Source organism: Pseudomonas sp. ASL9 (assembly GCF_056680335.1).
Genome location: NZ_CM155277.1, coordinates 615,040 through 628,331 on the forward strand (window position 1 = coordinate 615,040; position 13,292 = coordinate 628,331).

12 protein-coding genes are annotated in these 13,292 nt (G+C 58.9%); 10 read left to right on the forward strand and 2 right to left on the reverse strand.

Annotation, left to right across the window (positions count from 1 at the left end):
* Positions 1-67 precede the first annotated feature (67 nt).
* The gene (gene uvrB / locus AC1ME2_RS02815; protein ID WP_480439181.1) at positions 68-2,083 is read right to left on the reverse strand and encodes an excinuclease ABC subunit UvrB; all 2,016 of its coding nucleotides are present in this window, start codon (positions 2,081-2,083) and stop codon (positions 68-70) included.
* A gap of 330 nt (positions 2,084-2,413) precedes the next feature.
* Here uvrB and AC1ME2_RS02820 point away from each other — a divergent pair, with 330 nt between their 5' ends.
* The gene (locus AC1ME2_RS02820) at positions 2,414-3,607 is read left to right on the forward strand and encodes an amino acid aminotransferase (protein WP_480439183.1); all 1,194 of its coding nucleotides are present in this window, start codon (positions 2,414-2,416) and stop codon (positions 3,605-3,607) included.
* Between the two features lie 718 nt (positions 3,608-4,325).
* Here the strand turns inward: AC1ME2_RS02820 and AC1ME2_RS02825 are convergent.
* Positions 4,326-5,291, reverse strand: coding sequence for an isopenicillin N synthase family dioxygenase (locus tag AC1ME2_RS02825; RefSeq protein WP_480439184.1), 966 nt, complete (start codon positions 5,289-5,291; stop codon positions 4,326-4,328).
* Positions 5,292-5,699: 408 nt separating this feature from the next.
* Here AC1ME2_RS02825 and AC1ME2_RS02830 point away from each other — a divergent pair, with 408 nt between their 5' ends.
* The 9 genes from AC1ME2_RS02830 (at position 5,700) to AC1ME2_RS02870 (ending at position 12,865) form a co-directional block, all read left to right on the forward strand.
* Complete coding sequence (locus AC1ME2_RS02830; RefSeq protein WP_480439185.1) at positions 5,700-6,896, forward strand: alpha-hydroxy acid oxidase; 1,197 nt, start codon at positions 5,700-5,702, stop codon at positions 6,894-6,896.
* Between the two features lie 4 nt (positions 6,897-6,900).
* A complete protein-coding gene (locus AC1ME2_RS02835) occupies positions 6,901-8,277 on the forward strand; it encodes an FAD-binding oxidoreductase (RefSeq protein ID WP_480439186.1) in 1,377 nt (458 codons plus the stop codon).
* A 165-nt stretch (positions 8,278-8,442) separates the two neighbouring features.
* On the forward strand, positions 8,443-9,279 hold the full coding sequence (locus AC1ME2_RS02840; RefSeq protein WP_480439187.1) for a transporter substrate-binding domain-containing protein: 837 nt from the start codon (positions 8,443-8,445) through the stop codon (positions 9,277-9,279).
* A gap of 74 nt (positions 9,280-9,353) precedes the next feature.
* Complete coding sequence (locus tag AC1ME2_RS02845; RefSeq protein ID WP_480439188.1) at positions 9,354-10,013, forward strand: amino acid ABC transporter permease; 660 nt, start codon at positions 9,354-9,356, stop codon at positions 10,011-10,013.
* A complete protein-coding gene (locus tag AC1ME2_RS02850; RefSeq protein WP_480439189.1) occupies positions 10,010-10,681 on the forward strand; it encodes an amino acid ABC transporter permease in 672 nt (223 codons plus the stop codon). Before AC1ME2_RS02845 ends, AC1ME2_RS02850 begins: the two co-directional genes overlap by 4 nt.
* Positions 10,682-10,779: 98 nt before the next feature.
* A complete protein-coding gene (locus AC1ME2_RS02855) occupies positions 10,780-11,619 on the forward strand; it encodes an amino acid ABC transporter ATP-binding protein (protein ID WP_480439190.1) in 840 nt (279 codons plus the stop codon).
* Entirely contained in the window at positions 11,616-11,741 is a 126-nt protein-coding gene (locus tag AC1ME2_RS02860; RefSeq protein WP_480439191.1) for a hypothetical protein, read from the forward strand. Before AC1ME2_RS02855 ends, AC1ME2_RS02860 begins: the two co-directional genes overlap by 4 nt.
* Positions 11,734-12,471, forward strand: coding sequence for a histidine utilization repressor (hutC, locus tag AC1ME2_RS02865; protein WP_480439193.1), 738 nt, complete (start codon positions 11,734-11,736; stop codon positions 12,469-12,471). The genes AC1ME2_RS02860 and hutC overlap by 8 nt, the downstream gene beginning before the upstream one ends.
* Before the next feature lie 160 nt (positions 12,472-12,631).
* On the forward strand, positions 12,632-12,865 hold the full coding sequence (locus tag AC1ME2_RS02870; protein ID WP_322179587.1) for a hypothetical protein: 234 nt from the start codon (positions 12,632-12,634) through the stop codon (positions 12,863-12,865).
* Positions 12,866-13,292 lie beyond the last annotated feature (427 nt).

A 13,292-nucleotide genomic window follows, 5' to 3' on the forward strand; every position in this document is an offset into this window, starting at 1 on the left:
CCCACCGAGATTGCATATTTTCTGTGGGAGCGAATTCATTCGCGAAGGCGTCGGTTCAGATACCAATTCAAACGGTCAACAACCGCTCCCGCAGCTTGCCGATCTCGTCGCGCATCTGCGCCGCGGCTTCGAACTCGAGGTCGCGGGCCAGTTGATACATCTTCTCTTCCAACTGACGAATGCGCTTGCCGATCTCGCCCGGCGTGCGCAATTCGGCTTCGTACTTGGCGTTCTCTTCGGCAGCCTTGGCCATGCCTTTGCGCTTCTTGCTGCGCGAGCCTGGCACGACGGCGCCTTCCATGATGTCGGCAACGTCCTTGAACACACCTTTAGGGGTGATGCCATGCTCCAGGTTGTAGGCAATCTGCTTGTCACGACGACGGTCGGTTTCGCCAATCGCCCGTTCCATAGAACCGGTAATCCGGTCGGCGTACAAAATCGCCCGGCCGTTGAGGTTACGCGCAGCACGGCCAATGGTCTGAATCAGCGAGCGCTCTGAACGCAGGAAGCCTTCTTTGTCAGCGTCGAGGATCGCCACCAGCGACACCTCAGGCATGTCCAGGCCTTCGCGCAGCAGGTTGATGCCCACCAGCACATCAAACGTGCCCAAGCGCAGGTCGCGGATGATTTCAACCCGCTCCACGGTTTCGATATCCGAGTGCAGGTAGCGCACCCGAACGCCGTGATCAGCCAGGTAATCGGTGAGGTCTTCGGACATACGCTTGGTCAAGGTGGTGACCAACACCCGCTCACCCACGGCCACACGCTTACCGATCTCTGACAGCAGGTCATCGACCTGAGTCAGCGCCGGACGAATCTCGATTTGCGGGTCGACCAGACCCGTAGGTCGCACTAACTGCTCAATCACCCGACCGGCATGCTCAGCCTCATAGTTGCCAGGGGTGGCCGAGACAAAAATCGTCTGCGGGCTGACGCTTTCCCACTCGTCGAAGCGCATTGGCCGGTTGTCCAGTGCCGACGGCAGACGGAAGCCATACTCGACCAGGGTTTCCTTGCGTGAGCGGTCGCCCTTATACATCGCGCCCACCTGAGGCACGCTGACGTGGGATTCGTCGATCACCAGCAGCGCATCGGCTGGCAAGTAGTCATACAACGTCGGCGGCGGCGAGCCGGAGGGGCGTCCGGACAGGTAGCGCGAGTAGTTTTCGATGCCGTTGCAGTAACCCAATTCCAGGATCATTTCCAGATCGAAACGGGTGCGCTGCTCCAGTCGCTGCGCTTCCACCAGCTTGTTGTTGCTGCGCAGGTATTCCAATCGTTCCTTAAGCTCGACCTTGATGCCTTCCATCGCATCCAACAGCGTTTCGCGCGGCGTCACGTAGTGGCTTTTCGGATAGAACGTAAAGCGCGGCAGCTTGCGCATTACCACGCCCGTCAGCGGGTCGAAGGCAGAAATGTTCTCGACCTCGTCGTCGAACAGCTCGATGCGGATCGCTTCAAAGTCCGATTCGGCCGGGTGAATGTCGATCACGTCTCCGCGCACGCGGAACGTCGCCCGGGCGAAGTCCATGTCGTTGCGGGTGTACTGCAAGTCAGCCAGACGCCGAAGCAGCTCGCGTTGATCGAGCTTGTCGCCGCGATCGACGTGCAGCACCATCTTCAAGTAGGTCTCGGGGCTGCCCAAGCCGTAGATGCACGACACGGTGGTGACGATGATCGCGTCTTTGCGCTCCAGCAACGCCTTGGTCGCCGACAACCGCATCTGCTCGATGTGGTCGTTGATGGAGGCGTCCTTCTCGATAAAGGTGTCCGACGACGGCACATACGCTTCTGGCTGGTAGTAATCGTAGTAAGAGACGAAATACTCCACAGCGTTGTTCGGGAAGAACGCTTTGAACTCCCCGTACAACTGCGCCGCCAGGGTTTTGTTCGGCGCCAGCACCAGGGTCGGGCGCTGCACTTGCGCGATCACGTTGGCGATGCTGAAGGTCTTGCCCGAGCCGGTCACCCCGAGCAATGTCTGATGCGCCAGCCCGGCCTCGATCCCTTCGACCATCAAGCGAATAGCTTCCGGCTGGTCACCGGCTGGCTGGAAACGGGTTACGAGCTCAAACTCAGACATACGCTACCTCTGGGTTCATTCCGGCCTGCAAAATAGCGCAGAAATGAGAAAACCGCGAACGACCGATGCCGCCGGGAAAAGACATGAAGACACTACAAATGGAGTCAAAGACGTCACCTTTCAAGCATCCATCCTACAAACCCAAAACAATTGCGGTTGCAATTTGACTAACGGTTGAAAAATAAACGGGAAAAACCCTGAAAAACGCCCTCCAGCCTGTCGCGGCGCTCACCGATGCTCTCTATACTAGCTCCCCGTTTGCACACCGCTCTAGTGCACTCGGCCGGAGCGTTGTACCCCTTCACTCCTCCATTCAGAGCTGCCGTAAAAATGAGCCTGTTCTCCGCTGTCGAAATGGCACCACGCGATCCAATCCTGGGCCTCAACGAAGCATTCAACGCCGATACCCGAACCTTCAAGGTCAACCTGGGGGTCGGGGTGTACTGCAACGAAGAGGGGCGAATTCCACTCCTGCGGGCTGTTGCCGAAGCCGAGAGCATTCGGGTGGCTCAACACGTTGCTCGCGGCTACTTGCCGATTGATGGCATTGCCGCTTACGACCTGGCCGTGCAAAAACTGCTCTTCGGTGCCGAGTCGCCGCTGCTGGCTTCCGGTCGTGTCCTGACCGTCCAGGCCGTCGGCGGTACCGGCGCATTGAAAATCGGCGCTGACTTCCTCAAGCAGCTCAAGCCCGACGCCGTTGTGGCCATCAGCGACCCTAGCTGGGAAAACCACCGCGCCCTGTTCGAGACTGCCGGTTTCCCGGTGCAAAACTATCGCTATTACGATGCGGCCAGTCATGACGTGAACCGCTCGGGCATGCTCGAAGATTTGCAGAACCTGCCTTCAGGTTCGATCGTGGTCCTGCACGCCTGCTGCCATAACCCGACGGGTGTCGACCTGAGCCCTGAGGACTGGAAAAATGTCCTCGACGTGCTCAAAGCCAAGGGCCACGTGCCGTTCCTGGACATGGCGTATCAAGGCTTCGGCGACGGCATCGAAGAAGACGCCGCCGCAGTGCGTCTGTTTGCCGAGTCGGGCCTGACCTTTTTCGCCTCCAGCTCGTTCTCCAAATCGTTCTCGCTGTATGGCGAACGCGTGGGCGCGCTGTCGATTGTCACTGAGTCGAAAGAAGAAACCGCACGGGTTCTGTCCCAGGTCAAACGCGTGATCCGCACCAACTACTCCAACCCGCCGACCCATGGTGCGAGCATCGTTGCTGCGGTGTTGAACAACCCTGAGCTGCGCGCGGCATGGGAGCATGAGCTGGGCGAAATGCGTCTGCGGATTCGTGACATGCGTCAGTCCATGGTCGAGAAACTGGCCGCCCAAACCGACCGCGACTTCAGCTTTGTCGGTCGTCAACGCGGCATGTTCTCGTACTCCGGGCTGACCACCGAACAGGTTCATCGCCTGCGCAATGAATTCGGCATCTACGCCCTCGACACCGGCCGGATCTGCGTTGCTGCGCTGAACAAGAGCAACATCGACGTCGTGACCAAGGCGATTGTTCAGGTGATCTGACGGTCGTTGAGCGGTACACAAAGGGAAGTCAGTGTGAACTGGCTTCCCTTTTTATTTAAGTCAGGCACCGATCAAATGTAGGAGCTGCCGAAGGCTGCGATCACCCCGGGGTCGCGTCCGACGGAACCGGTCGCTTTCTTGAGACCGCTGAAGGTCGTGCAGGTCGCCCGCGACCCTGGCCTATCGCAGCCTTTGGCAGCTTCTATCAAACTGACTTTTAATCCTTTAAAAACAATGTGTTAGTGCTGGCATTGATATGTATATCCGGCATTTGGGTGTGCTGGAATTACGGTTTCGCTTTTACAGCGAGGAACCTTTTACAAGCGTCGGGACGCCGAACCGCAAAAAGGTACCCCAAAACGCTAGCCCCTCCATGCGGATCCTCGCTTAGGCTCGGACTTCCCTCGCTCCGGCGTTGCTCCGAGGGTCGCCGCAAGGGGCCATCCCTGGCCCCGTGCGGCTAACTCGGCGTCCTGCCTCGTTACCCCCTGCGCAACGCCTGCGCTCGGCCTCCTGGAAAAGGGGCCTCGCCGTAATTCGATACTCAACTCACACAAAAACCAAAAACCAATCAAGATCCCAGTGGGAGCGAATTTATTCGCGAAGGCGTCTTATCTGACACACCACCACCGATCACTACACACAAATCGCAACCCAGTTTGCTACGCGACAGCGCGGCGTCGCAGACGGGGTGGCAGCTCCTACAAGCGTATGCGATTTACTGCGCTTTCTTCCGATACGCCATCGAATCATCAATCCGTTTGAGGATGTAGTCCCCCGCCGCTACTGGCGGGTACAGGCTCGATGCCGGATCGATACCCAGATCACAGGGATCAACCACCGCGCTGTAGGTCGGGTCGTAAAAGGTCGCAATGGAATAGCGTTCATGACCTGATCTGTTGATCACTCGATGCAAGGTCGAGCGAAACCGGTTATTAGACCAATGCGCCAACAGGTCGCCGACATTGACGACCAGACTGCCGGGGATGGGCGTGGCATCGATCCAGCTATCGGAACCCAACTCGCGCACCTGCAAGCCCCCGCTATTGTCCTGATACAGCAAGGTGATGCAGCCGTAATCCGTGTGCGGCGCGACCCCGAATTGATCTGCTTCGGCCATCGGCGGGTGGGGTGGGTAATACACCATCTGCGTCCGTTGCAGCGGCGTGTGGTACTTGCCACTGAAGAAGTCTTGCTCGATGCCCAGCCCTGTCGCCACCGCCTTCAACAGATCGGCCCCGGCCTTGCCGATTTCCGCGTAGTACTCAGCCAATGCAGTGCGCAACTCCGGCATGAACGCTGGCCATTGATTCGGCCCCCGCAGGGCTTCACCGGCAACCACACAAGGATCGTCTTCGGGCAGTTCCAGACCGATACTGAAGAACTCTTTGAGATCAGGCTTGGTCGCCTCATACATGGTCGCCCCGCCCAATGCATGCCAACCACGGTGCCGCTTATTCACCGCCACCTGACGTTTGGTCTCGACTGGGTAGGCAAAGAACTGCGCCGCCGCCGCCATCGCTCGGTCAATCACGTCCTGCGGCACCCCATGATTGATGATGTAGAAGAAGCCGATTTCGCTGCAGGCCTGGCGAATGGCGTCACCGGCCCGGCGAATACTCGCTTGATCACCTTCGCGAACACCGGACATATCGATTAAGGGCAGATTAGCGCTGGAGGTCATGCTCACTCCCGGTTGCGTGGATTATTCAGTGCTGGAACAAGGGATCGGGCGGACAGCTGAACGCCCGGTATAGACAGGTGTAAGCATTTACTGTGCCGCCTGTGTCGTCCTTTTCGGCAAATCCTCATGCCCACGCTGACCACTGCTTTTCCTGACGACTGACGTCGCCCCGTCACCCACAATTGCCGGGTTTCCCTTTGCCCCAACCGTGGGCGAAACGACCTCAAGGGGTGCAACTTTCAGTGACAGCAACCGGCAAAAAAATCGCAGACTATTCCGTTGGATTCCGGAAAACAGGCCCAGGAGCGATCCTCACGATTTGCCATCGGCACCTTGGCCTGCATTTTGCCTTACCTGTATAGACAGGTAAGCATGGCTATCTTCTCTTTCACCGACTCAGGAGCGCCCATGCGTCGCTATCATTCAGGCCCAGACTATCGTCGCGCACACAGTATTGCCGAACTGGCGTCGATGGCCCGTCAACGGCTGCCACATTTCGCCTGGGAATACCTGGAGGGCGGCGCCGAAGAGGAACTGACCCTCAAGCGCAACCGTCAAGCCTTCGCTGAGATCAGTCTGCTGCCGCACACCCTGATTCCTTGCGCTACCGCCCACACCCAGCGGCGTTTGTTAGGTGCAACCTGGCCGCTGCCCTTTGCTATCGGTCCGACCGGCTATAACGGCATGCTGTATCGCGATGCCGATATTCACCTGGCGCGGGCCGCCACTGAACGCGGCCTGCCCTTCACCCTCAGTACCGTGTCCACCAGCACCCTGGAACAGGTGGTCGCTGCCGTACCGGACGTCAACCTGTGGTTCCAGTTGTACTGCCTGCGCAACCCTCAGGTGCAACAAGACCTGCTGCACCGCGCAAACGCCGTTGGCTGCAAAACGCTGCTGCTGACCAGCGATGCCGTGCTGCTGGGCAATCGCGAGTGGGACAAACGCAATTTCGTCCGGCCGCGCCACCTGAGCCTGCGTAACAAGCTCGATGTGCTACGTCATCCGCGTTGGATCAAACAGACGCTGTGGCCACATGGTTTGCCGAACCTGGCCAATATCGAGCGCTATCTGCCCCCAGGGCAACGCACCATCGAAGGTGCTGCGCACTTTATCGGGTCGCAAATGGACACTGGGCTCGATTGGGATGCCTTGGCGCGACTGCGGGATCGTTGGCCTCAACACCTGTTGCTCAAAGGCGTGCTGCACCCGGCAGATGCCGAAAAGGCCATCGCCCTGGGGCTCGACGGGTTAGTGATCAGCAACCATGGCGGCCGCCAACTCGACGGCGTGCCCGCCAGCATTGACTGCTTGCCAGCGATTGCCGCCGTGGCCAAAGGCAAGCTGACGTTGCTGCTCGACAGTGGCATTCGCCGTGGCACCGATATTCTCAAGGCCTGTGCACTGGGCGCCGATGCAGTTTTGCTAGGGCGCGCTACTTTGTATGGAGTGGCCGTCGGTGGTCAGGCCGGTGCCGGGCACGCCCTCGACCTGCTGGCGCAGGAGTTACGCCTGGCCCTGTCCTTGCTCGGCCAACCGGACTTGAGCCGACTCGACAGTCGCGGGTTGCGCCTGAACCCTCTCTCTTCTTTTACCGTGAGCTAAACCGATGCCCCCTCTGCAACAGACCCTCAAGCAATTGCGCGCAGCATTGGGTGACGCGGCAGTCGTCACGGGTGCCGCGATCAATCAACGGCACTACAGCGACTGGACAGGGCACGCACCCGCCTGCCCGGCAGCAGTCTTGCTGCCACGGACCACCGAAGACGTCGCCGCCGCCTTGCGCATCTGCAACGCAGCGCGGCAAACGATCGTGCCTCAAGGGGGAATGACCGGGCTGGCCGGCGGCGCGGTGCCTCGGGAAACCGACATCGCCTTGTCCCTGGAGCGCATGCGTGGCATCGAAGAAATCGACCCGGCCGCCGCCACCATCAGCGTTTGGGCGGGCACCACCCTGCAAGAAATCCAGCACGCGGCACTCGACGCAGGTTTTCTGTTCCCGCTGGACCTGGGTGCCCGTGGTTCATGCCAGATCGGCGGCAATATCGCGACCAACGCGGGCGGCAATGCCGTGATCCGCTATGGCATGACCCGAGATCTGGTGCTCGGCCTGGAAGTGGTTCTGGCCGATGGCCGCGTGCTCAATCTGCTGAACAAGATGATCAAGAACAACTGCGGTTATGACCTGAAACAGTGCTTCATCGGCAGCGAAGGCACCCTTGGGGTGATCACCCGCGCCATCTTGAAGCTCGCGCCATTACCTGGCGAAACCACGACCCTGCTCTGTGCCCTGCCCGACTACGCCAGCGCGGTTGGCCTGCTGCGTCGCGTGCAACGCAGCGTCGGCACCCCGCAAGCCTATGAACTGATGTGGCAGGACTTTTTCCGCCTGGGTGTTTCCTGGCTGGAAAACCCCGTAGCACCCCTGTCGCAGGATTATCCGCTGTACGTGTTGCTGGAGTCTGCCGCTCCCCGTGAGCTGCTGGAACAGACCCTGGAAGACGCCATCACTGCAGGCGAAGTAGTGGATGCAGTGCTGGCCAGCTCACAGACCCAGGCTCGCGCCCTGTGGAAGATTCGCGAAGCGACCGGCGAATTTCCGCTGCGCATGACGCCATTGAATTTCGACGTCAGCCTGCCCATCGGCCAGATCGGTGACTTCGCCGAACTGTGCCGCCAGCGCCTTGAGCAACGCTGGCCGGGTAACCATAGCGTGTATTTCGGTCACATCGGCGACAGCAATCTGCACCTGACCGTGGACTGCGATTCGTTGCCGCAGCCAGCACCTGTCCTTGAGATTGAAGATCTGGTCTATACCGCTATTGGCGAGTTAGGCGGATCGGTGTCTGCCGAGCATGGCATTGGCCTGCTCAAGCGCGAGTTTCTTCATCACTCGGTCAGCAATGAAGCGCGGCAGGCAATGCAGCAACTCAAGGATTGCTATGACCCCAACGGCATCCTCAATCCGGGAAAAATACTCGGCTGAAGCTCATCCCAGGTTGTACATACAGGTATGGCACGCTAACTGCTTTGACTAATCGGCAAGAACCCGTTGAGTCACCTGCAGAATCCCTTAGGCAACAATCATAAAAATCAAAACAAACCGACACAAACCACCAGCGTTCACTGCATCTGATGAAGGAGTTACCCCATGCAACTCGATTCTCTGTTCAGTAAGACATTCAACGGCCTGTGCGTCGCCATGGCCCTGGCCGTTGCTCCCCTGGCGGCACATGCCGATCAACTGGCCGATGTAAAAAAAGCCGGCGAGCTGGTGGTGGGCACCGAACTGCAATTTGCCCCATTCGACTTCACCGAAAACGGCAAACAGAAAGGCATGAACGCCGAACTGTTCGAGCAGCTAGGCAAAGAAATGGGGGTCAAGATCAAGTTTCTCGACCTGCCGTGGCCTAGCGTGTTGCCAGGGCTGGAGGCGAAGAAATTCGACGTGGTCGCGGGCCCTATTATCGTCACCAAGGCGCGTAAAGAACGCTACCACTTCGTGATGCCAATCGCCGAAGCCACCGTCGCGCTGATGATTGGCGCCAACGACCAGACCATCAAAAAGCCTGAAGACATCTCCGGCAAAACCGTGGGTGCAGGCAAAGGTTCGGCGCAGCTCGAAGAACTCAAAACCTTCGCCGCTACCCTGCCGGAGAAAGTCACGATTCGCGAGTACGTCGACAACAACCAGGCCTATGCCGACCTGGCAGCCAAGCGCATCGTTGCCGTGGCCAACTCCCTGCCGAACATCTCCTACGTCGCGGCAGAGAAATCAAAGTTGTACAAAGTGGTCATGCCTCCGTTCGGCAAGAAATCCTACTTCGCCTACCTGGGACGCAAGGATGACGACGCCAACAGCCTGATCGCCGCCCTCGACGCCGCCATGCTGAAAATGCACGAAGACGGTCGCCTCGCCGCCCTGCAGAAAAAATGGCTGGGGGCCGAAATGGACGTGCCCAAAGCTGACTTCGACCCTACCTGGTAATCCGTTTTTGCGGGTTGGATAAACGGATCGCCGGCTCAAGCGGGTCGGCGATCATCGAGGGTGGAGTCACGACGATGTTCGATTGGCCTTTACTGCTGCAAAACCTGCCGTTACTGCTGAGTAGCTTGCTGGTGACCCTTGAGGTGTCGGTCGCGGCATTGGTGTTTGGTTTTGTCATCGGCGTTATCGTCGGCAGCTTACGGCTGTCACCCATACCGCTGTTAAGACGCCTGGGTGGCGCCTATATATTCGTGTTCCGTGGCATTCCGCTGCTGGTGCAATTGCTGTTCATCTATTACTTCCTGCCGCGCATCGGCCTGCCGAACGTCTCGCCCATGGTGGCGGCAGTGATCGCGCTGTCGCTGGCGGCAGGGGCTTATATCGCAGAAATCATGCGCGGTGGTTTTCTCGCCATTCCCGGCGGTCAGTTGGAAGCCGCGGGCCTGCTGGGCATGAGTTCAGGACAAATGCTGGTGCGGATTCGTGTGCCTCAAGCGGTGCGCTTGACCTTGCCGGCGCTGGTCAATGAAATGATCCTGCTGATCAAGGCGTCGTCGCTGGTCTCCGTGGTGGGTCTGGCTGACCTGACCCGTACTGCGCAAAATATCGCAGCCAGTGATTACATGTTCGTTCAGGACTACCTGATGCTGGCCGGTTTCTACTGCCTGATCAACATTCCGCTGGCGTTTTGTGGTGGCCTGCTGGAGCGTCATCTGAAGGAGCGAGCCCTATGATTTTTGACCCCAGGATCATCACCGAACACCTCAGTGACATCGGCCAGGGTTTCATGGTCACCCTCGGCACGTGGTCTGCTGGTGTCGTCCTAGGGCTCATGCTGGGCATGCTGATCGCCGTCGCGCAGCTGTTCGGCAACAACCTGGTTCGCGCGCCGCTGCGGGTGTTCATCGAAGTGATTCGAAGTACGCCGTTTCTGGTCCAGCTGTTTCTGGTGTATTACGGCGGGCCGTCTTTTGGCCTCAGCCTGGAGCCGATCCCGGCTGGCATCCTCGGCCTGGGCATCTACGGCAGCGTCTATTTCGCCGAAATTTTTCGCGGCGGGTTCGAGTCCGTCGCCCGCGGCCAACTGGAAGCCGCCGATTGCCTGGGCATCAGCCGCCTGCAATGCGTCATACGCATCCAGGTCCCGCAGATGCTGGTGATGATCCTGCCCGCACTGGTCAACCTGGTGAGCGTCCTGTGCAAGGAAACCGCCGTATTGTCGATTATCACCATCCCGGAACTGACCATGGTCCTCACCGGCATCGGCTCGGAAACCTTCGCCTTTGTCGAAACCCTGTTGGTGCTGTGTATCGGCTACCTGGTGTTGGTGGAGATGTGTTCACGACTGGGCATGCTCCTGGAAGTGCGCGTCGGGCGCTTCATGCAGAAGCAGCCGCGATGAACAATGTCCTCCCTCCTGTCATAGACCCGCGCTTGGCACCCACGACCGTAATGCCAACCGCCACGCACTTATCAGAATTGCAGGAATCAGGTGAAGCGATGAAGACTCCCGAGGCACTCTCCGACAACCGCGAGCCAATGTTGAAACTGCACAGCGTCGGCAAAAGCTTCGGCCCGCTGCGCGTACTCAAGGGTATCGACTTACAGGTCCAGCACTCTGAAGTGGTGTGCCTGATCGGCCCCTCCGGCTCGGGTAAAAGTACCCTGCTGCGCAGCATGGCGTTTCTCGAAGAGTACGACGAAGGCGAGATTTATATCGAGGGCAAACTGCTTGGCTGGGTGCCGGAGAATGGCAAAGGCCGCAAACGCGCTGCGCAATCACAGATCAATCTGGTGCGGCGCAATGTCGGCATGGTCTTTCAGCAATTCAACCTGTGGCCGCACATGACCGCACTGGGTAACGTCAGTGAAGCGTTGTTGCGCGTACGCAAACTGTCTGCCGCTGATGCGCGACAACGGGCCATGGCGATGCTCGATAAAGTCGGCCTCGCCCACAAGGCGGAGGCTTATCCCGCCCAGCTTTCCGGTGGACAGCAACAGCGCGTGGCGATTGCCCGAGCGCTGGCCATGGAGCCGCACATCATGCTGTTCGATGAGCCAACCTCGGCCCTCGACCCGGAGCTGGTCGGCGAGGTGCTGCAAGTCATGAAAACCCTGGCCAAAGAAGGCATGACCATGGTCGTCGTCACCCATGAAATGGGCTTCGCCGCACAAGTGGCCGATTCGGTGGTGTTTCTCGATCAGGGGGAAATCGTCGCGCGCGGCACGCCCCATGACATTTTTCATAACGCCGAACAGCCGCGCCTACAGCAATTCCTGCAGAACTACCTGGACCGCAACGCCTTCTGGCAAGACAACAAAGAAGGGAGCCCGGCATGAACCGCGTTGCCAAACTCGGCAGTAATGAAAGCCCGGTCAGCCGCCGTAAGGATAACGACCTGTTCCTTGATGCCTGGCGAGTGTTCTCACCGAATAACAGAGGCGGAACGCCTGATGATTAAAACGGCACCGCAAGCCCTGTACCGGCGGGCGAAGGATTTTGTACAAGACAAGCTCCAGTCCGGCGAATGGAAGCCCGGCGATTTGATTCCTTCGGAAAACCGGCTGGTACAAGCGCTGAGCATGTCGCGCATGACCATCAACCGGGCGTTGCGCGAATTGACCGAGGAAGGCCGTCTGGTGCGAATCTCGGGGGTCGGCACGTTTGTCGCCGAGAGCAAACCGCAATCGAACCTGCTGCGCATTACCAACATCGCCGACGAAATAATCGCTCGCGGCCATCGCTATTCCTGCCAGGTGTTGCATCTGGGTCGCGAAGCCGCCTCTATGGCCGTGGCAGCCGCCTTGGCGTTGCCCACCGGCACGTCGGTGTTTCATCTGCTGTGCGTACACTACGAAGAAGGCGTGCCCGTGCAACTGGAGGATCGTTACGTCAACCCGGAGCTGGTGCCCGAGTTTCTTCAGCAGGCATTCGGCGAACACTTGCAACCGGCCAGGTACCTGCTGCAGGTGATCCGCCCTGACGAAATGGAACACATCGTCGAAGCCAGCCACCCCAGCAGCGACGAAAGCAACTACATGCAGATCGACACCAATGAGCCCTGCCTGATACTGATGCGCCGCACCTGGAGCGGCAGCAAAATTGTGACTTATGTGCGCCTGGTCCATCCCTCATCACGCTATCGACTTGGCAGCCGTCTGCCCGTCAACGGTGCGTACCGCGACAGCTGATCCCGCTCAATCGCTCGCCATTAGCCGGGCGCTGGCCTACCATCGCCCGGCCTGTGGTTTCACGCAGAGCCCGATTACGCTAAGGAATCACCATGACCGACCAACACCGCATGCATTCAGGCCGACTTGATGGCCGGCATCCACAGCAAGGGGTCGAACAATGAGCCTCGACGGGATCGTGTTACCAAAAGGCGTGGGACCCGACGCCGAGAAGCTGCTGGACGCCATCACCCAAGCAGGCACGGCCGATGATTTGAATCGCGCCGGGGGCAAAGCTGAAGGGTTCGTCCTGGGACTGGAGAGCGGCAAGTGCATTAAAAGTCAGATCGCGGAACGTCTTTATGTGGCCTTTGACGACGCGTGCAGCCAACGACTGACGGAACTGTCGGCGTAACTATCAGCGCGATCTGAACAATAAAAACATACCCATATCACAGTAATGCTGTTCGCTTAAGCGGAGCAGCCTCGCGATCCACCAGATAGCGGGTTTTTGACATATTCACCGCCTTGGGCCTCGCTGGCTTGGGGCGTTTTGTTATACAAAGCACGCTGATATATGTCCACAGGCAAATTTAAAACTCACGCTGTGCTTGGTTAAGTCGGTGAATCCCAGATAACCAGCTTTTGAATTCTGTCACACCGCGTTGCGCCATTCGCAGGCAAGCCTGCTCCCACAGAGGTATGCGATCTACTGTGGGAGGCCTCGCCGCGTCTTCGACGCGGCGCTGTCGCGCAGCAAACTGGGTCCCGATTCTGCCCGGAGGGCGGAGCTGACTTGTCTGCGAAGGCCATGCGGCGCGGTGTGTCTGGCAGACCGTGTT